This is a genomic window from Streptomyces sp. Isolate_45, from assembly GCF_024721315.2.
Taxonomy (GTDB): domain Bacteria; phylum Actinomycetota; class Actinomycetes; order Streptomycetales; family Streptomycetaceae; genus Streptomyces.
Window position 1 is genome coordinate 17,330 of the sequence record NZ_JANFAK020000086.1, and the last position, 19,590, is coordinate 36,919.

A 19,590-nucleotide genomic window follows, 5' to 3' on the forward strand; every position below is an offset into this window, starting at 1 on the left:
GGGGCACAAAGCGGGGCATGAGCGGTGCGCGATTCGCACGGGCAGTGGCGGCGAGGGCCCTGACAGTGGCCTGCGTCGCACTGCTGTGCCTGTTCGGCGCCGGTCCGGCGGCCACGACGGTCGCCGAGATCCGGCCCGTCTCCTCCGCCCCGGCCGAACCCACCGAGGGACAGTCGGATCCGGCCTCGGAACCCGAGGCCCGCGCCGCCCTGCGGGCCCAGTCCCGCGCGCTGCCGTCCGTACGGCAGCTGCCCCCGAGGGAGTTTCACGTGAAACACGCGGGCTCGCCCTCCCGCGTGACCTCGTACGGGCCGACCGGGCCGGTCACCTCGCTGGTCGTCGTACGGAGTGTGGTCCTGCGCTGCTGACCGGGCCGAGCAGCGGAGACGACCCCCCACACCCCCTCGAACCACCGTGAGGTTCCGCCATGCCCATCGACCCCTACGCCGCCCTGAACGCCATGCTCCGCGCCGAGGCCGCCCGCTGCACCCCGCCGGCCCGCAAGCCGGAACGCCCCGCGCCGCAGGCCGTCACCACCGAACCCAAGGCCGAGAGCGAACACCAGCCGGCCCTGGCGGCCGGGACGCCCGACACGGCCGCATAGCCTCCCGGACACATGGCGCGGCACCGGTTCCCACGCCCTCGGCGTGCGACACATGGCCATGTGCTCATGTGGTCGTGCTCGACCACGGGGCACGGGAACCGGCGCCCGCCCCGGTGTCCGGCGGCGGCCGGATCAGGGCTCGCGCGTGTAGTAGCGGTAGAACGCCGCGAGCCCCACGCCCACGCCGACGGCCAACCCCACACCGGTGGCGCGGAGTACCGATTCGTTGGTCAGGCTGTGCAGGTAACCGGCGGCGACACCGCCGAAGACGCCGTACGCGGCGGCGTGCACCTCCCGCTTCAGCCTGGGACCCACCCGGGCCAGGGCGAACATGATCGCGGCGAAGAGGACCCCGCACAGGATCCCGTAGAAGACGTTGCCCGCGTCGACCGGGCCCATCTGGCGCTTGATGAAGGCCGCCCACACCCCGTAGACGAGGCCGGCCAGCAACGCACGGACCAGCGCGCTCTTGCCGAGGTGGTGCGCATCGGCCGACCTCGTCGGTCGGTGCCGCCTGGAGACGGTAGGTGCCGCATGTGCCATGACGGGGCTCCTCTCTTCCAGCCTCCAGAGCACACCCGCCACCCCCGCCCGGCAAGTGGATCACCCGTCCGGCCGCCGGGAGGACGCTCCGGCCGGACCGCTCCACCCACTCGCAGCAACAGCGGTGGCGCCGCCCCGCGCCCCGCCTTTCCCTGGTGACGTGCGCACCTTCCTGTCGGCGGCCCTCATCGTCCTCGTGACCCTGCTCGTGCCCGCGAGCGCCGTCGCGTACTGGGCCGACCACGAGCTGGGGAACGCCGACCGCTACACCGCGGCCATGTCCCCGCTCGCCGAGGACCCCGCCGTCCAGGGAGTCGTCGTCACCCAGGCCGGCCGCGCCCTCGCCGGACAGATCGACGCAGGCCCCTTCCAGGACACGGTCGACGACCTCATCGGCGAGGCCCTCCGCTCCTTCGCCGGAACCCCCGCCTACCGAACGGCCTGGGACGCCGCGAACCGCGCCGCGCACGCCGCCTTCCTCGACGCCCTCACCACCGGCCACGGCGACGCCCTCACCATCGACCTCGCCCCCGTGATCGCCCAGGTCAAGAGCGAACTGGTCGGGGACGGCGTGCCCTTCGCCGACCGCATCCCCGAGACCCACCTGTCCGTGAAGGTCATGGAGTACGACAACCTCGGCGCGCTCCGGAAGGGCTTCCACGCGCTCCAGATCGCGGGCGTCTGGCTCCCCCTGCTGACGCTGGCGCTCGCCGCGGCGGCCATCGCCGTCGCCGTCCGACGCCGGCACGCCGTCCTCGCGACCGGGATCGGTCTCGCCGTCGGGGCCGCACTGCTGTGGATCACGGTCACCCTCTGCCGCCGCCTCGCCCTCGACGACCTGCCGCCCGACGTCGACAGGCAGGCCGCCGCCGCCGTCTACGACGCGCTCACCGCGTACCTGCGGACCACCGCGTGGATCGTCCTCGCCGTCGGCCTCGCCGCGGCCCTCGCTGCCTGGCTGACCGGCCGGCTCCGCCGCACCCCATAAGCTCGGAAGGTACCCATCCTCCGCAGAACTCCCCAGAAGAACCGATTCGCGAGCGGCGACACGGAAGCGGAATGACCACCGAACGACGCACCGAGCACATACCCTCCGGCCGGGCCCGGCCGAACCCCCTGGCACCCCCCTCCTGGCTGCTCGCGGGTCTGCGGCCGACGTCCGCCCCCGTCCCCTGGGCCGCCGTCCTGCGCGCCGGCGTCGCCCTGTCCGTCCCGCTGGCCGTCGGTTTCGCGCTGGACGAGCCCGAGTACGGTGCGCTCGTCTCCATGGGGGCCCTCTCCGGGGTGATCGGCGACACCGCCGACGCCTACCGGATGCGCGTCCTCAACATCGCCGTCCCGCAGTTCTTCGGCGCCGTCGGGGTGGCCCTGGGCACGCTCGTGTTCGGACAGGGCTGGCTCGCCGTCGGCGTCCTCACCCTGATCGCCCTCGTCTCCGGCATGATCTCCTCGATCGGCACCGTCGCCTCGGTGTCCGGACTGCTGCTCCTGCTCAACGCCGTCGTCGGCGCCGGGCTGCCCATGCCGCGGCCCTGGTGGATCGCGCCCCTGCTGCTCGGCGCCGGCGGGCTCTTCGTCCTGGCGCTCACCCTGCTCGGCTGGCCCCTGCGCGGCCGCCGGCCGGAACGGGCCGCCGTCGCCGCCGCCTACCGGGCCCTGGCCGACGGCCTCGAAGCGGCGGGCGGACCCGCGTACGAGGACCGCCGCCGCGAGGTCACCCTCGCCCTGAACCACGCCTACGACCTGGTCCTCGGTCGGCGCGCCCGCGTTCACGGGCGCAGCCCGTCCCTCGTGCGGATGCTCGCCCAGCTGAACGTGCTCATCCCGCTCGTAGAGGCCGCCCCCGCCGCGCACCTGCGACGTCGACCGCTGCCGCCGGAGGTCCCGGCGGCCGTCCGCGAGCTGGCCGACGCCGTCGAGGAGGGCCGCACCGGATCCCACACCCTCGTGCTCCCCGCCCCGCACAGCCAGTCCGAGCGGGCCATCGACGCCGCCCTGCGGCACGCGGCGGCCATCGTGCACCTCGGGGAACCGGAGACCCACAACGTCGACGACCGGCTCGGGCGGCCCGCCGCCCTGCGGGTGCGGGCCCGGCGCGCCGTGCGAGACATGATGCTGTCCTCGGCCTCCTGGCGGTACGGGCTGCGCCTCGCGCTGTGCATCGGGCTGGCCCAGTCGCTGGTGTCGCTGATCGAGGTCGAGCGTTCGTACTGGGTGGCGCTGACCGTCACGTTCGTCCTCAAGCCGGACTTCGGCTCGGTGTTCTCCCGCGCCCTACTGCGGGCGCTGGGCACGGCGGCCGGGCTGGTGCTCGCCGCGGCGGTGCTGTCCGAGGTACCGCGCGGCTGGTGGGACGTGCCGGTGATGTTCGCGCTCGCCGCGCTGATCCCCGCGTTCTCGGCGAAGGGGTACGCCTTCCAGACGGCGGCGATCACGCCGGTCATCCTGCTGCTGTCCGACCTGCTCAACCACCAGGGGTTCGACCTGATCCGGCCGCGGCTGCTGGACAGTCTGATCGGGTGCGCGATCACCCTGCTCGCCGGTTACCTCCTGTGGCCGGAGAGCTGGCGGACCCGGCTCGGGGACCGGCTCGCGGACTCCGTCGACGACGCGGCGCGGTACGTGGAGCGGTCCTTCGCGCCGGTGGCGGACGAGGCCGCCGTGCGGGTGGCGCGGCAGGCGCGGCTTCAGGCGCGGCGGCGGATCTATCGGGATCTGTCCGGGGTGCGGAGCGAGTTCCAGCGGGCGTTGACGGAGCCGCCGCCGACCGGGGCGCGGGCGGCGGCGTGGTGGCCGTTGGTGGTGGCCGTCGAGCGGATCGTCGACGCGACGACGGCTGCGCGGGTGCGGGTGAACCACGGGGCGGAGCCGCCGGCCGCGGAGGAGGTCGAACGGATCGCGCGGGAGCTGCGGGGGCTTGCCGAGGGGGTCCGCAGCAGCGTGACGCCGGTCCGCGTCGAGGTCCCTCCGGCGCTCGACGCGTCGAGCGTCCTGTCCCCGGTCCACCAGGAGGTGGCGGCGGCCCGCGCGATAGCCCAACCGGCGCGGTAGCCCTGACCTCTGCCCTGCCCTGGCCGGGTGGGTGGGTGGGTGGGTGGGTGGGTGGGGGCTGCGGGGGCGGGGCGGCTGCGGGTGGGTCGGGGCCGGTGCCGGGGTGGGGTGTCGTCCGGGACGGGCATGATTTATGGCGCCCTGTCCGGGGCTGCGTTGGCGGGGCGGGAGCGCGCGCCAACAAATCACGTTTTAGTCCCGGACGACACCCCACCCCGTCCCCGACCCCGACCTACGGCACACCGCCCTGTTCCGGCCCCCGGCCTCACATCCAGCCTCGCCGCACCATCAGCCTCGCCGGCGTTTGAGGCGCCGATCCAGCCCGGCCGGCGTTTGAGGCGCACACCCAGCCCCGCCGCACCATCAGCCTCGCCGGCGTTTGAGGCGCACACCCAGCCCCGCCGCACCATCAGCCCCGCCGGCGTTTGAGGCGCACACCCAGCCTCGCCGGCGTTTGAGGCGCCGATCCAGCCCGGCCGGCGTTTGAGGCGCGGGGGCTGGGGCGGAGCCCCGGGGGCGCCCAGGGCCCAGGGGTGGGTCGCTCCAATGGGTCACTGCTCGGGCCCGGGGGCGGGGGGCGGGGGAGCATCGGGGCATGAGGTACACCTCGTGGCGTGGCCACCGGCTGGCGGCCGTCGCCGCTCTGCTCACGGTGACCGTCGGGTGCGCCGACGTGGAGGGGCTGCAGAGCGCCGGCGACCTCGGCACCGTGCACGCCCCGCAGAGCCTGTGGCGCGACATCCGTCCCGAGCCCGCCGCCCCGGGGCAGGAGCCGGGCGCGGCCGCGGTCGTGCCGGGGCTGCCCAAGGTGACGACCGGCAGCATGCGCGGCGTGAACGCGGTGGACGTCGTACGGGCCGACGTCACCGCCGCCACCGCCCAGGACGGCGGGACGGGCCGGCTGGTCGACCCGCGGGCGGCCCAGCGGATGACCCTCTGCACACAGGCTGTGGACGGCGGTCCGGACTGCCCCGTGCGCACCCCCGTCCTGCACGACGTGACGGGCAACGGCAAGGACGAGCTGATCACCGCCCTCGACATCGACGGCCGGCTCAGCGAGCTGCGCGTCTACACCGTCCGGGACGACGGCAACATCGCCCGGATCCTGTCGCGCCGTGCGGTGCTGGAGGGGGTCGAGGTGGCCGCCGAGCACCTGGCGGTCCGCGAGCCGACCTCGAACCCCGCCTACATCTCCGTCTCCGACTACGTGTGGGACCCGGACGCCGGGATCATGAACCTGTCGCAGCTCACCCTCGACGAGTGCTCCGGGCTCGCGGACGCCCCCCTCGGTGAGGACGGGACGCGATGCGCGCGCTGAGCAGCCTCCGCTGGAAGATCGCGCTGACCACCACCCTGGTGTGCTGCGCGGTCGCCGCCGTGCTCGGCGTGCTGGTGCACAACGTGGTCGCCGAGCAGATCTCCGGGGAGGTCCGCAAGGACGTGTACCGGGACCTCGACCACGCCCTCGGCCACTACGAGTACGGCACCGCGCACGGCGACATCGCGGTCGCCCTGGACCCGCCCGCCCTGCCCGTGCCGCTGCGCCGGCTGGTCGCGAGCGGGCAGACCGGCAGCATGGTCGGCGAGTACCGGGGCGAGCCCGTCATGTGGGGTGCCGGGCCCGCCGACCGGAAGGCCCTCGCGGTCTGGATCCCGTTCGAGGGCACCCGTGACCGGCTCCGGGACATCGACACCGCGATCCTCGCCTCCTCGGCCCTGGCCGCCGGCGTGGTCGCGCTGGCGGGTCTGTTCCTGGCCGACCGGATCAGCCGTCGGCTCGTGCGGACGGCGGCCGTCGCCCGCCGGATCAGCGGCGGGGACCTGGACGCCCGGGTCGGATTCCCGCTGCGCGGCTACGACTCCCGCCGGACCGGGGACCGGGACGAGGTCCGGGACGTGGCCCATGCGTTGGACCTGATGGCCGCGTCGCTGCAGAAACGGCTGGAGGCCGAGAAGAGGTTCACGGCCGACGTCGCGCACGAACTGCGCACCCCGCTGACCGGCTCGTTGGCGGCGGCCGCCCTGCTGCCCGACGGACGCCCCAAGGAGATGATCAACGACCGGCTCAAGGCCCTGCACCTGCTCACGGAGGACCTGCTGGAGATCTCCCGGCTCGAATCCGGGGTGGAGCGGGCGGAACTGGCCCGGGTCGACCTCGGCCGGGCCGTCCGGCGGGCCGTCGCCGGGACCCGGCTGGCCGCCTCGGTCGAGGTCGTACGGGACGCGGTGGTGCTCACCGACCGGCGGCGGCTGGACCGGATCGTGACCAACCTGCTGGTCAACGCGCACAAGCACGGGCGGCCACCGGTCGAGGTCACCGTCGAAGGGCCGGTCGTGGTGATCCGGGACCACGGGGCCGGCTACCCGGCCGAGCTGATCGAGCGGGGTCCGCAGCGCTTCCGCACCGGGGACCCCGGGCGCGGTCGCGGTCACGGGCTCGGACTGACGATCGCCGCCGGTCAGGCGGCGGTCCTGGAAGTTTCGCTGACCTTCTCCAACGCCCCCGACGGGGGCGCCGTGAGCACCCTCCGGCTGCCGGTGGGGCTTCTGGTGGGCGACAGTTGAACGGACCGGGGCCGTGTTTCACGTGAAACACGGCCCCGGTCGGCGGATCAACTCCGGTCGTCAGACTCCGATGTTGCGGCCGTCCTTGCGCCAGACCGACACCACGGACGGGCGGACGATCTTCCCCGGACCGTCGGGCCACACCGACTGCGGCTTCTCGACGGACGCGCCGTCGATCTCACCCGGGTGCTGGACCGCGACGAGGACCCGCTTGTCCTGGATGATCGGGCCACAGGTCTCGGCGCCGCGCGGAACGGTGAGGAACTGCTTCAGCTCACCGCGGCGGTCGCCGGCCGTCGCGACACCGAACAGGCCGTCGTGGGAGCCGAGCTGGTTGCCGTCCGTGGAGATCCACAGGTTGCCGTGCGGGTCGAACGCCACGTTGTCCGGGCAGGAGATCGGGCTGACCTTGTCCTTCGGGAATCCGGCGAAGTAGGTGGACGGATCGTTCGGGTCGCCCGCGACCAGGAACAGCCGCCACGCGAAGCCGTCACCGGCCGGGTCGTCGAAGTTCTCGGCGAGCTCCAGGATCTGTCCGTGCTTGTTCAGGTTGCGCGGGTTGGACTCGGTGGCGCCCTCCTTGCCGGGCTTGCCACGGTCCGTGTTGTTGGTGAGCGCGACGTAGACGCGGCCCGTGCGCGGGGACGGCTCGACGTCCTCGGGGCGGTCCATCTTGGTCGCGCCGACCTTGTCGGCGGCCTGGCGGGTGAAGACGTAGACCTCTTCCGCCGTCATGCCCTCGACGTGCGAGACGTTGCCGGTCGCGAGCTTGATCCAGACGCCGGAACCGTCGAACTCGCCGTCGGCGGGCAGCTTGCCCGAGCCGTCGAACTGCTCGGCCGGCGAGTCGCCGGTGAGCTTGGCGACGTAGAGGGTGCCCTCGTCGAGCAGCGTCAGGTTGTGCTCCTTGGCCGCGCGCGAGTTGCCCTTCTTCATCTGCTTCGACGAGACGAACTTGTAGAAGTAGTCGAAGCGCTCGTCGTCGCCCATGTAGACGACCGGACGGCCGTCCTCGGTCAGACGGGGCTGGGCGGCCTCGTGCTTGAAGCGGCCGAGCGCGGTGCGCTTGCGCGGCACGGAGTTCGGGTCGTACGGGTCCAGCTCGACGACCCAGCCGAAGCGGTGGGACTCGTTGGGCTCCTGCGCCACGTCGAAGCGCTTGTCGAACCGCTCCCACTTGCGCTCGGTGGCGCCCGAGGTCACGCCGTAGCGCTTCAGGCGGGCGGCCGCGGTGGGGTCGGTGACCTGACCGGCGTTGGCGAAGTACTGGTTGAAGTTCTCCTCGCCGTGGAGGGTGGTGCCCCACGGGGTGGTGCCGCCGGCGCAGTTGTTGAGCGTGCCGAGGACCTTCGTGCCGGTCGGGTCCACGGAGGTCTTCAGGAGCGCGCCGCCGGCGGCCGGGCCGGTCATGCGGAACTCGCTCTTGGTGTGCAGGCGCCGGTTGAGCTCGTGCCGGCCGACCGCGGTCAGCTTGCCGCTGCGGTGGTCCTCCTGGACGACGACCACGGACAGGCCGTGCGCGGCCCAGGCGATCTCGACCTGCTCGCGCGTCGGGTTCGCCGGGTCGTAGCCCTTGAACATGAGGATCTCGTCGGTGTACTCGTGGTTGGCCACGAGGAGCTGCCGGCGCTCGTAGTCACCACCGAGGGGAAGCAGGCTCAGGAAGTCGTTGTTGTAGCCGAACTGTCCGGCCTGGGCGGCGGCGGTCTGCTTGTCGGCGTTGAAGGCCGGAGCGCCCTTGACGATCGGCTCGCCCCAGCGGATGACGACGTTCTGCTCGTAGCCCCCGGGGACCGTGACCTTGTCGTCCGTGTTCGGCGCGACCGACGCGAAGCGCAGTCCGCGAGCGGCCTCGCCGCCGCGCCCGGTGTCGGCGACGGGGGTGGCGTTGGCGGTCTGACCGCCGGTGCCACCGAGGGTGACGGCGGTACCGGCGGCGGTCGCCACCGTGACGACGGCGGCGGAGCGCAACATCGAGCGCCGGGAGTACGCGCGGGCTATGACGTCTCCCGCATACTCGTTGTCACTGGTGTTGGGCACCTCGTGGAAGCATGCGTCGCCGCAGCGGTAGCGGCAGGTGAGAGCGGAACGGCCGCTCCCATGCGGGTTGCCGATGAGCGGCAGGAGCTTGCGCACGAGGTGTCCTCCGGAAGGTGCACGGTGCCGACAACGTGTCGGAACGAATCCAGCCGTGACGCTAGGCGCGGGTTGCGCCGATGCGGCGGCGTGGGGATGAACGCTGGATGAACCCGGCACGGCGGAGGGGCAGTTCGGCCGGACGCGCGTTTGCCTGGACAGCCGGGCGCCACGAAAGGCGACCCTGCCGAAGATCCAGCCGGGCGGCCGATAACCTTACGTGTCCACTCTGGGCAGGGATCATCCGCGCAGCACGGACAAATGACGCACGCACTCATGCGAAAGGCCTGGCCCATGGGTATTCGGAGCTTGTTGCGCAAGGTGTTCGGACGGTCTGCGGAACCGGTTCCGGAAACGTCGGACGCCCGTTCGGCGGCCCTTCCAAGCCAGACGGAACGCACTCCTCTGGACGTGGCCGCCGAATTGGTGGCGGCGTCCTTCGACAATCCGACGGTTCCGCCGCAGCCCGCACCGCGGGACCGCGAGCCCGGAACGGTCATGACCGCCCCCGCGCCCGCCGCGGACCCGACGGTCCCGGAGGCCCGCCGGCCGGTGACGCCGCAGTCCCCGCAGGGCGGCGGCGAAACCCCGACGCCGGCCGCGACGGGTCCGGAGGCGAAGGAGCCCCCGGCCGTCGCCGCGGTGCCCGAACCCCAGCCGAACGCCGAGGCCGAGCCGGCGGCCGAGCCCGCGGCCGAGGCCGAGGTCGTGGCCGAGGCCGAGGTCGTGGCCGAGGCCGAGGCCGAGGCTCCGGCGGTCGTCGCGGCCGGGGCGGAGACCGTTGCCGAGCCCGCTGCCGCGGCCGAGGTTCAGCCCCCGGCCGAGGTCGTGGCCGAGGCTCCGGCGGTCGTCGCCGCCGGGGCGGAGCCCGTTGCCGAGCCCGCTGCCGCGGCCGAGGTTCAGCCCCCGGCCGCCGTCGAGCCCGAGGCCGAGGTGGCCGTACCGGCCGCGTCCGAGGACTCCGCACCCGTGGTCGAGGCGCCTGCCGCGGAGGCTCCGGCCGCCGTCGCCGCCGACGTCGACTCCAACGCCGAAGCCGAACTCCGGGCCCCTGACGTGGCCGAGGTCGCGCCCGAGGCCGAAGCGGCCGTCGTGGTACCGGCCGTCGAGGCCGTCACCCCGGAGGCGGAAGCGGAAGCTGCTGCCGAGCCCGAGTCGGTCGTACCGGCCCCGGTCGCGGAAGTCGCCCCCGCGGCCGAGGCACCCGTAGAGGAGCCCGTGCCCGCCGCCCCGGTGGAACCGGTGACCGAGCCGGAGCCCGAGCCGGAGCCCCTGCCTGCGGCTGCCGTGGTCACCGCCGACGCCGACTCCGCGCCCGAAGCGGAACCCGTGGCGGCCGAGGTCGCGCCCGCGGCACCCGAGCCCGTGGCGGAGCCGGTGGCCGCCGAGCCGGCACCCGAGGCCCCCGCGCCCGCGGCGGCGGAAGCCGTCGAGCCCGCACCCGTACCCGTGGCGGCGGAAGCCGTCGAGCCCGCACCCGTACCCGTGGCGGCGGAAGCCGTCGAGCCCGCCGACATCACCCCCGCGGTGGCCGTCGGTGGGCTCGGGGCGGCCGTCGCGGCGGCAGCCGTGCGGCGGCGGGCGCCCGGGGTGAGCGGGGCGTACAAGGCCGCCGGTCAGGTGCTGCGCGGCAAGGACCGGGCCGGGGCGCGGGCCAAGGTGTACCTGGTGCTGGACCGGTCGGGTTCGATGCGCGGGTTCTACAAGGACGGCAGTGCCCAGCACCTCGCCGACCACGCGCTCGCGCTGGCCGCGCACCTCGACGAGGAGGCCACCGTCCACACGGTGTTCTTCTCCACGGAGGTGGACGGCACGGCCGAGCTGACCCTGGACGCGCACGACGCGGCCTGGGTCGAGGCCCGGCACTCCGAGCTCGGACGGATGGGCCGCACCAGCTACCACGTGGCCGTCGAGGCGGTCCTGGAGCGGTACCGGAAGGACGGCGGCTCGGGCCCGGCCCTGGTCGTCTTCCAGACGGACGGCGCGCCCGACAACCGTCAGCCCGCCCGGCAGGCGATCGTCGACGCCGCGTCCGACTCTCCGGAGGTCCACTGGCAGTTCGTCGCGTTCGGCGACCACGACTCGAAGGCCTTCGACTTCGTGCGCAAGCTGGACACCGCGAACACCGGCTTCTTCCACGCCGGTCCCGCGCCCACCGAGCTGGCCTCGGCCACGCTCCTCAAGGGCCTGCTCGACCGGTTCTAGCAGCGCCCCGGTAGCTCGGGCATGACGAAAGGCGGCGCCCCCTCCGACCGGAGGGGGCGCCGCCTTCGCGTGTTACGGGGTTCAGCCGCGCGGGGAGCCCGCGTCCGGGATGACCGCGTCGGAGATCGGACGCTCCGAGGTCTTGGTCTCGACCGGCTTGCGCAGCGCGATGTTCAGCTCGCGCAGGCGGGTCTCCTCCAGCACCGTCGGGGCGCCCATCATCAGGTCCTGGGCGTTGCCGTTGAGCGGGAAGGCGATGGTCTCGCGGATGTTCGGCTCGTCGGCGAGCAGCATCACGATGCGGTCGACGCCCGGGGCGATGCCACCGTGCGGCGGGGCGCCGAGGCGGAACGCCCGCAGCATGCCCGCGAACTCGCGCTCGACGGTCTCGGCCTCGTAACCGGCGATCTCGAAGGCCTTCAGCATGACCTCGGGCTCGTGGTTGCGGATGGCGCCGGAGGACAGCTCGATGCCGTTGCAGACGATGTCGTACTGCCAGGCCAGGATGTCGAGCGGGTCCTTCTCCTCCAGGTCCTTCATGCCGCCCTGCGGCATGGAGAACGGGTTGTGGGAGAAGTCGATCTTGCCGGTCTCCTCGTCCTTCTCGTACATCGGGAAGTCGACGATCCAGCAGAAGCGGAAGACGTTCTCCTCGAACTGGCCCGCACGCTTGGCCGCCTCGACGCGGACGCCCGACATGATCTTGGAGACCTCGTCGAACTCGCCGGCGCCGAAGAACACCGCGTGGCCGGCCGCGAGGCCCAGGCGCTCGGTGAGGACCTTGACGTTCTCCTCGGTGAGGAACTTGGCGATCGGGCCGGTCAGGGCGCCCTCCTCGCCGACGCGGACCCAGGCCAGGCCCTTCGCGCCGAGGGAGATCGCGTACTCGCCGAGGCCGTCGAAGAACTTGCGGGGCTGGGCGGCCACGTCCGGGACGGCCAGCGCGCGCACGTGCTTGCCGGCGAACGCCTTGAACTCCGAGCCCTCGAACACGTCGGTGATGTCGACGAGCTCCAGCTTGGAGCGCAGGTCGGGCTTGTCGTTGCCGTACTTGAGCATCGACTCGCGGAACGGGATCCGCGGGAAGGGCGAGGTGACCTCGCGGCCCTTGCCGAACTCCGTGAAGATCTCGGTCATCAGGCGCTCGATCGGCTGGAAGACGTCCTCCTGCTCGACGAAGGACATCTCCACGTCGAGCTGGTAGAACTCGCCCGGCGAGCGGTCGGCGCGGGCGTCCTCGTCACGGAAGCAGGGCGCGATCTGGAAGTACCGGTCGAAGCCGGAGATCATCAGCAGCTGCTTGAACTGCTGCGGCGCCTGCGGCAGGGCGTAGAACTTGCCCGGGTTCAGGCGGGACGGGACGACGAAGTCACGGGCGCCCTCGGGGGAGGTCGCGGTGAGGATCGGGGTCGCCATCTCGTTGAAGCCGAGGGCCACCATCTTCGAGCGGATCGACGCGATGACGGCCGAGCGCAGCATGATGTTGCGGTGCATGCGCTCGCGGCGCAGGTCGAGGAAGCGGTACTCCAGGCGGCGCTCCTCGTTCACCCCGTCGTCCGTGTTGATCGTGAAGGGCAGCGGGGCGGACGCGCCGAGCACCTCGACGGCGGTGACCTCGACCTCGACCTCACCGGTCGAGAGCTCGGGGTTCACGTTGTCGGCGCCGCGGGAGACGACCTTTCCGTCAATGCGGACGACGGTCTCCTTGGTGACGCTGCTGAGCGCCTCGTTCGCGGCGGTGCCGGGACGGGCGACGAGCTGCGTGATGCCGTAGTGGTCACGCAGATCGATGAAGAGGATGCCGCCCAGGTCTCGACGATTGTGCAGCCAGCCGCTCAGCCGGACGTCGGAGGCGACGTCGGAAGCACGGAGCTCGCCGCACGTGTGGGACCTGTACCGATGCATCAGTCATCCAGTTCTACGCGATACCAGGGAGGATTCAACCGTCCCCAGGTTACCGCCCGGGCGGGACACCGCGTTGGCGCGCCCGGAGAGGGCCGCGAACAGGCAGGTCCTTGGGATGACCTGTAAAGATGACCGGGTGCGCACCGAGGACGTCCTGGCCGCCATCGCCACGGGCCTGTGGCGATGGGACAACGCCTCCGGGAAGGTCACGCTCGACGGCGAGGCCGCCCGGCTGCTCGGGCTGCCCGCCGAGCCCGTCGTGCTGCCCGAGGTCGCCGTGCGGTCGCGGTTCCATCCGGTGGACTGGAACGAGATCAACGGCATCGTCACCCTCGCGGTCGCCGAGGACACCCTCGCGGAGGCCCGCCTGCGGATCATGGACGAGGACGGGCGGGTCCTGCGCACCGTGCGCAGCCGCTCGAAACCGGTGGAGCGCCGCACCCCCGGGGGCCGGGTCGACTACGAGCTGATCGGCACCATCCAGGAGATCGCCGAGCCGCAGCCCGGCACGACCGCCGTGCACACCCCGATCACGGGCGACTGGCGGCGCTCCCGAGAGGCGTTCCTGCTGGACGCCGGCCGGGCGCTGGCCGAGGCGCGCTCCACGTCGGAGGTGCTCCGGGTGGCGGCCTCGCTGTCCATGCCGGGGTTCAACCCGGACGGGCTGGCGGTCTTCGGGGTCGAGGGCGACCGGCTGTCGGTCATCGGGCACCACGGGCACGGTTCCGGGGAGGAGGGCCCCTTCACCGACATGGGCCTGGAGACGGCCTACCCGGCCGCCGAGGTGGTCCGGACCGGGCGGGCGATCTACCTGCCGACCCCCGAGGACTACAAACGGCGCTTTCCGGCCGCCTGGCCGCTCGCCCAGCGGTTCGGCAGGGTCTCCTGGGCCTTCCTCCCGCTGATCGTCGCCGGACGCACCATGGGGGCCTGGATGGCCGCCTTCAAGCACCCGGTGTCCTTCTCGCCCGACGAGCGGTCCGTGTTGACGACGGTGGCCCGGATGCTGGCCCAGGCCCTCCAGCGGGCGGGTGTGACCGAATCGGAGCGGGAACTCACGACGGGGCTCCAGCGGTCGATGATGCCGCAGCTCGGTCCGGAGGTACCCGGGATGACGATCGCGGCCCGCTACGTCCCGACCGGCGGCGGGCTCCAGGTCGGCGGCGACTGGTACGACATGATCCCGCTGCCCTCGGGCCGCTTCGCGCTGGTGATCGGCGACGTCCAGGGGCACGACGTACGGGCCGCCGGGCTGATGGGACAGCTCCGGATCGCCGTGCGGGCGTACGCCTCGGAGGGCCACCGGCCGGACGCCGTGCTGTCGCGGGCCTCCCGCTTCCTCGCCGGGCTGTGTTCCTCGCAGGAGCGCGAGGAGGACGCCGGCCAGGACCTCGGGCCGCGCTTCGCGACCTGCCTGTACGTGGAGTGCGACCCGCAGACGGGAACGCTGGAGGTGGCCCGCGCCGGCCACCCCGATCCGGCCGTCCGGATGGCCGACGGCACGGTACTGCTGCGGCCGACGGCGGGCGGGCTGCCGCTCGGGATCGTCCCGGACACCGACTACCCGACGACCCGGTTCGTCCTGGAGCCCGGCGAGACGATGATGCTGTGCACCGACGGGCTCATCGAGACCGGCGGGCACGACCACGACACGGGCTGGGCCCGGCTGCGGGCGATCCTGGAGTCCGAGCCCGCCCGGCCGGCGGGCGGCGACGCGACCGCCCCCGGTCCGGCGCACCTGGAACGGATGGCGGACCTCCTGGTCCAGGCGGTGCACGGGCCGTCCTCCCACCACACCACGGGGCCGCTCGCGGACCGCCGCGAGGACGACATAGCGGTGGTGCTGCTGTGCCGCGAGGGCTCGGGCTGCGGCTGCGGCACCCCGCCGGTGCACCCGGCGCGGGCCTCCCGGCGCACGATGCTGACCGTGGCCCAGGCGGAGCCCGGGCGGATCGCGGGGGCCCGCCGGCAGATCCAGGAGTTCCTGCACGACTGGGCGGACCCGGACCAGGTGGACTCGGCGGTGCTGATGGTCTCCGAGATGGTGACGAACGTGCTGGTGCACACCGACGGCGACGCGCTGCTGGTCGCCGAGGCGGCGGGCGACCCGGGCACCCGGCGGCTGCGCGTCGAGGTGGCCGACGGGAGCGACGAGCTGCCCCACAAGCGGCAGCCCGGTGAGATGGCGTCGAGCGGGCGCGGAGTGCTGCTCATGGAGATGCTGGCCGACGTCTGGGGCGTCGACCCGAGGGGCGAGGGCAAGTCGATCTGGTTCGAGTTGCACGAACGGTCCAAGCCGGAAGCCGACCCGCTCGACTGACCCGGGTCGGCGCCGATCACCGTGGTTCGATACAGCGGTGCCGACTCCCCTGCTGCCCGAGGCCGTGCGGCGGCTCGCCGCCTGGTGTGCCGTGGTCCTGCTCGCCACCGCCGTGCTCGCCGTCGTCGTGTGGATTTGCGTCGTCCTCCGGACCGTCGTCACGCCCGTGCTGCTCGCCGTGCTCGGGACGGCCCTGCTCGGGCCGACGCACCGGCGGCTGATCGGCATGGGGGTCAACCGTTCGCTCGCGGCGGCGCTGACCTGCCTCGCCGTGGTCGGGGTGGTCGGCGGCGCCTCGTACGTGGTCGTCCTCGCGCTCGTCAGGACGGGCGACCAGATCCTGACCTCGCTCCAGCAGGCCGGCCGGAGCCTCGCGGAGCACTTCGGGGCGGTGGGCACCTCGGTGGAGGACGTCGCGAAGAACTCGCGGGACCTGATCGCGAAGTTCGGCGGGACGGCGGCCTCCGGGGTGCTTTCCGGGATCGGCGTGGTGGCGACCCTGCTGGCGACGGCCCTGCTCGCGCTCGTGCTGATCTTCTTCTTCCTGCGCGACTCCGACCGGGCCGTGGGCACCCTGCGCTCGATGGTCCCGAGCCGCTCGGGGGACCTGATGGAGGCGATGGGCCGGCGCGCGTTCGTGGCCGTCGAGGGGTTCATGCGCGGGACCACCCTCGTCGCGCTCGTCGACGCCGTGCTGATCGGCGTCGGCCTGCTGGTCCTCCGGGTGCCGGGGGCAGCGGGTCTGGCCGCCCTGGTGTTCGTGACGGCCTACATCCCCTACCTCGGCGCCTTCCTGTCGGGCGCGGTGGCGGTCCTCGTCGCCCTCGCCGACCGGGGCTGGGTCATCGCCCTGTGGGTGCTCGGCGTGGTGCTGGTGGTCCAGATGATCGAGGGGTACGTCCTCCAGCCGATGGTGCAGAGCCGCACGGTGCAGATGCACCCGGCGGTGGTCATGCTGGCCATCACGGCCGGGGCGAGCGTCGCCGGGATCCTCGGCATGCTCCTCGCGGTGCCGCTGACGGCGGCGGCCTTCGGGGTGGTGTCCGAGCTACGGGCCCGGTACGGGGCGCCGGCGCCCGGCCCGGCGGGCGCATAACCGCAGGTCGGACAGCCGATCTGAGGGGTCGTCCGTTCCCGCTCTAGCATGTGAGGTGTCTCACCCACCGGGATTTTGCCCTCCCGTTACCCGATGATTACGATCGCATTTCGAACAGTCCATCGGGGGAGAGTGACTGCTTTGCGCACCATGGAATCCGAGCGCACGTCCACCGCCACTCAAGTGCCTGACCAGCACGCCGAGTTGACGGAAATGGACGCACACGGCACGGGAAACTGCGACTGCGCGCAGCTGCGCGGCGCCGTCCACGATCCACGGGGGATCGGGACGCTCACCGGGCGCGAGCGCCAAGTGCTCGCACTGCTCGGCCACGGCATGCCCAACCGGCTCATCGCCCGGCAACTGGGCGTCGTCGAACGGACCGCGAAGGCCCACGTGGCCAGCATCGTGGACAAGCTCGGCGTCAGTTCCCGGCTCGAAGCCGCGCTGATGGCCCACCTGCACCACCCGCTCATCTGCACGGGGCACGTTGTCCCGAAGGACACCTCACCAAGGGACAACTCCCCAAGGGCCAATATCCGTACGGCTGCCCACGGTTGTTGACTGAGGAACGTCCGCCGGAACGACAGGCGGGCGTTTCCAATGATCCGGAGAGCACAATGCAGAAGATCGAGAACGTCAGCATCATGGAGCTCGTCGGTGGCTTCGAGGCCTACGCCGACGCCGCCGAGCTGAACTTCGAGGCGTCGGCCGACGCCCCGGCGATCACGCCGACCCTCACCACCATCGCCTACACCAAGGCGAGCGTCGCGGCGACCGCCGCGTCCGTCAAGTGGGGCTGCTGAACCAGCAGTAGGGGCGGCCGGTAACGGCTGATCCGAGCGGTCCTGGGCGCGAGCAAGGCGCCCAGGACCGCCGCAGCCCCATGTCCCGGGCAGTACCCGGGCCGGGCACCGCCCATTGTTTCCTGCCCTTCCCCTTCCGCGACTCCCGGAGGTGCGGCGATGAGCCGCAGCGTCTCTGTTCTCCTGCCCATGGTCCCGACCCGCGCGGAGCAGGCGGCGCCGTTCGCCGCGTTCGTCCAGTGGCGCGGAGCACGGGCACTGTGGCACGGACAGGCGCTCCTCAACGAACAGCACCAGATCCTCGCGCAGTTGAGCGGAATGGGGCTGGGCGTCCCCTTCGGGATCGGTGTCTCGCTGATGCCGCTGCGCCATCCCGTACAGGCCGCCATCGAGGCCCGCACCCTCGCCGCGGCGTCCGGCCACCCGATCACCGCCGGATTCGGCCCCGGGGCACGCGTCCTCCAGGAAATGGTGCTCGGCGAGCCCTACGGGAGCCCGCTGACCGCCTGCCGCGAATACCTGAACATCGTCCGCGGACTGCTCGACGGCGACGAGGTCGACCAGCGCGGAACCTACTTCTCCTACACCGGCGCCCTCCCGCCCGCGCCCGCACCCCGCGTCGAGGTGGGACTCGGCGTGCTGCGGCCCGGCATGGCCCGGCTCGCCGGCGGGACCGCCGACGTGGCGATCACCTGGCTCACCCCGCCGGCGTACGTGCGCGACGTCATCGTCCCCGCGCTGCGCGAGGGCGCCGAGGCCGCGGGCCGGCCCGTGCCGCGCGTCGTGTCCGTCGTCCCCATGGCCGCCGCGGCCGACGGCAGGGACCCCCTGACCGTCCTCGCCGCAGGCAGCTCCGACCACTTCGCCGCACCCCACTACCGGGACATGCTGACCCGCGCCGGCGTCACGGTCGACACCGAGAACCCGGCGGCCACCGCCGCGAGCCTCCTCGCCGCGGGCGGGGCCCTCACCGGCGACGCCGCGGACATCGCCGCGGGCGTCGCCGCCTTCCACGCGGCGGGCGTCGACGAGGTGGTCCTCAACAACGCCGGCCTCGGCAGGCTGGAGGGCCCTCGGGCCGTACTGCGCGACCTGGACGCGCTGTTCACCGGAAACGGGTGGTGACCGCCGTGACCGAGCAGAACACGGACACCGGCCCCGCCGACGCCACCTCACGTACCGGCGCCGCCGCGCGTACCGGGGCCGCCGCAGCCCCCGAGGCCACCGCGCCCGCCGCGCCCACCGCGCCCGTCGGGCTCGGGTTCACCCGGCTCCTCCTCATCGCCACCGGCTCCGTCTCCGCCGCCGAACTGCCTTCCTGGATAGCCTGGTTGCGCGCCACGCACCCCGAGCTGGAGATCCAGACCGTCCTCACCCGCAGCGCGCAGCGCTTCGTCACCCGCGAGTCCCTCAACCTGCTCACGGGCCGCCGCACCATGGTCGACGCCTGGCCTGAGGAACCCGTCCTGCGCGCCCCGCACGTCGACCTGACCGCATGGGCCGAGGCCGTACTCGTCCACCCCTCGACGTTCTCGTACACCGCCCGCCTCGCGCTCGGCCTCGCCGACAGCCCGTCGCTGCTCACCGCGCAGTGCACGGCGGCGCCCGTCGCCGTCGCGCCCGCGCTGCCGCCCGGCGGCGTCCGCAGCCACGCCTACCGCCGCCACGTCGAGTCCCTCGCGGAGCGCCCCAACTGCGTCGTCGTCCCGCCGGTGCCCGCGCTCAGCCTCACCACCGGGCGCACCGACAGTTGGGCCGCGGCCCCGCTGCCCGAGGTGCTCGACGCCCTGGCCGCGCTGCACCACCGCCTCACCGCGGAGCCGACGCCGTGAGCGCCGCCCCGAACGCCGGGCCGGGCGGAGAGGTGCCGGACCCGGTCGTCGTCGACGCCTACGCCACCGGCCTGCTCGCCACCACCGTCACCGCCCTGCCCGACGGCGGCCACCACTGGCTGCGCCGGCCCGGTCCGCGGGCCCCGGAACCCTTCACCCCGGTCACCGCCCGCCTGCGGGCACTCGTGGAGCGGGCCTCCGCCGCCCCCGGCACCCGCCTGCTGATGGGCACGGCGGCGCCGGACGGCGCCCGGACGTACGCCGCTCCCGGCCCGTACTCCGTGGCCCACCGGCTCATCGCCGGCGGGGGCCCGCACGCCGTCCCCGGCGGCCCGCGCGCGCTGCACGACACCCTCCGGGAGGTCGGCGCGCTGCTCGCCGCGCTGCACGCCACACCCGTCCCCGAGGAGGCCCGCCGGCCCGCGCGGGCCGCCGTCCGACTGCACGCCTGGCTGTCGGGGAGCACGACCGCCGCGATCGGAAGATCCTCGTGTAGTGGCATAATGTTTGAAGAAATTTTTATATCT

Annotated in this window: 16 protein-coding genes and 1 pseudogene; 14 read left to right on the forward strand and 3 right to left on the reverse strand. The window is 73.2% G+C overall.

Annotation, left to right across the window (positions count from 1 at the left end; translation table 11 throughout):
* Positions 1-17: 17 nt before the first annotated feature.
* Positions 18-368, forward strand: coding sequence for a hypothetical protein (locus NOD94_RS25210; RefSeq protein WP_281208383.1), 351 nt, complete (start codon positions 18-20; stop codon positions 366-368).
* A 59-nt stretch (positions 369-427) separates the two neighbouring features.
* The gene (locus NOD94_RS25215) at positions 428-604 is read left to right on the forward strand and encodes a hypothetical protein (protein WP_281208398.1); all 177 of its coding nucleotides are present in this window, start codon (positions 428-430) and stop codon (positions 602-604) included.
* A gap of 132 nt (positions 605-736) precedes the next feature.
* Here NOD94_RS25215 and NOD94_RS25220 read toward each other — a convergent pair whose 3' ends face one another.
* The gene (locus NOD94_RS25220; protein WP_281208384.1) at positions 737-1,147 is read right to left on the reverse strand and encodes a hypothetical protein; all 411 of its coding nucleotides are present in this window, start codon (positions 1,145-1,147) and stop codon (positions 737-739) included.
* Between the two features lie 160 nt (positions 1,148-1,307).
* Between NOD94_RS25220 and NOD94_RS25225 the strand changes: the two genes are divergently transcribed.
* The 4 genes from NOD94_RS25225 (at position 1,308) to NOD94_RS25240 (ending at position 6,763) form a co-directional block, all read left to right on the forward strand.
* Complete coding sequence (locus tag NOD94_RS25225) at positions 1,308-2,135, forward strand: hypothetical protein (RefSeq protein ID WP_281208385.1); 828 nt, start codon at positions 1,308-1,310, stop codon at positions 2,133-2,135.
* A gap of 71 nt (positions 2,136-2,206) precedes the next feature.
* The gene (locus NOD94_RS25230; RefSeq protein ID WP_281208386.1) at positions 2,207-4,198 is read left to right on the forward strand and encodes an FUSC family protein; all 1,992 of its coding nucleotides are present in this window, start codon (positions 2,207-2,209) and stop codon (positions 4,196-4,198) included.
* Between the two features lie 595 nt (positions 4,199-4,793).
* Positions 4,794-5,516: a hypothetical protein gene (locus tag NOD94_RS25235; RefSeq protein ID WP_281208387.1), complete on the forward strand. Its 723-nt coding sequence runs from the start codon at positions 4,794-4,796 to the stop codon at positions 5,514-5,516.
* Positions 5,504-6,763 (forward strand): HAMP domain-containing sensor histidine kinase, encoded by a 1,260-nt coding sequence (locus NOD94_RS25240; RefSeq protein WP_281208388.1) that lies wholly within the window; start codon positions 5,504-5,506, stop codon positions 6,761-6,763. Before NOD94_RS25235 ends, NOD94_RS25240 begins: the two co-directional genes overlap by 13 nt.
* Before the next feature lie 60 nt (positions 6,764-6,823).
* On the opposite strand, the gene NOD94_RS25245 is transcribed toward NOD94_RS25240, so the two are convergent.
* Positions 6,824-8,899, reverse strand: coding sequence for a PhoX family phosphatase (locus NOD94_RS25245; protein WP_281208389.1), 2,076 nt, complete (start codon positions 8,897-8,899; stop codon positions 6,824-6,826).
* 411 nt (positions 8,900-9,310) lie between these two features.
* Here NOD94_RS25245 and NOD94_RS25250 point away from each other — a divergent pair, with 411 nt between their 5' ends.
* Positions 9,311-11,104 carry a VWA domain-containing protein gene (locus NOD94_RS25250; RefSeq protein WP_281208390.1) on the forward strand — a complete coding sequence of 598 codons (1,794 nt, stop codon included), beginning with the start codon at positions 9,311-9,313 and terminating at the stop codon, positions 11,102-11,104.
* An 81-nt stretch (positions 11,105-11,185) separates the two neighbouring features.
* On the opposite strand, the gene aspS is transcribed toward NOD94_RS25250, so the two are convergent.
* Positions 11,186-13,009: an aspartate--tRNA ligase gene (gene aspS / locus NOD94_RS25255; protein WP_281208391.1), complete on the reverse strand. Its 1,824-nt coding sequence runs from the start codon at positions 13,007-13,009 to the stop codon at positions 11,186-11,188.
* 136 nt (positions 13,010-13,145) lie between these two features.
* Between aspS and NOD94_RS25260 the strand changes: the two genes are divergently transcribed.
* The 7 genes and pseudogenes from NOD94_RS25260 to NOD94_RS25290 form a co-directional block, all read left to right on the forward strand.
* Positions 13,146-15,329 (forward strand): SpoIIE family protein phosphatase, encoded by a 2,184-nt coding sequence (locus NOD94_RS25260; protein WP_281208397.1) that lies wholly within the window; start codon positions 13,146-13,148, stop codon positions 15,327-15,329.
* 37 nt (positions 15,330-15,366) lie between these two features.
* The gene (locus tag NOD94_RS25265) at positions 15,367-16,425 is read left to right on the forward strand and encodes an AI-2E family transporter (protein WP_281208392.1); all 1,059 of its coding nucleotides are present in this window, start codon (positions 15,367-15,369) and stop codon (positions 16,423-16,425) included.
* Between the two features lie 183 nt (positions 16,426-16,608).
* The gene (locus tag NOD94_RS25270) at positions 16,609-16,989 is read left to right on the forward strand and encodes a helix-turn-helix transcriptional regulator (RefSeq protein WP_281208393.1); all 381 of its coding nucleotides are present in this window, start codon (positions 16,609-16,611) and stop codon (positions 16,987-16,989) included.
* 56 nt (positions 16,990-17,045) lie between these two features.
* A complete protein-coding gene (locus NOD94_RS25275) occupies positions 17,046-17,231 on the forward strand; it encodes an LxmA leader domain family RiPP (protein WP_281208394.1) in 186 nt (61 codons plus the stop codon).
* A gap of 159 nt (positions 17,232-17,390) precedes the next feature.
* Positions 17,391-18,356 (forward strand): LLM class flavin-dependent oxidoreductase, encoded by a 966-nt coding sequence (locus NOD94_RS25280; protein WP_281208395.1) that lies wholly within the window; start codon positions 17,391-17,393, stop codon positions 18,354-18,356.
* A 5-nt stretch (positions 18,357-18,361) separates the two neighbouring features.
* On the forward strand, positions 18,362-19,063 hold the full coding sequence (locus tag NOD94_RS25285) for a flavoprotein (protein ID WP_281208396.1): 702 nt from the start codon (positions 18,362-18,364) through the stop codon (positions 19,061-19,063).
* Positions 19,060-19,590: pseudogene (locus NOD94_RS25290) on the forward strand (hypothetical protein); the annotation flags it as partial. The gene NOD94_RS25285 and the pseudogene NOD94_RS25290, both read left to right, overlap by 4 nt.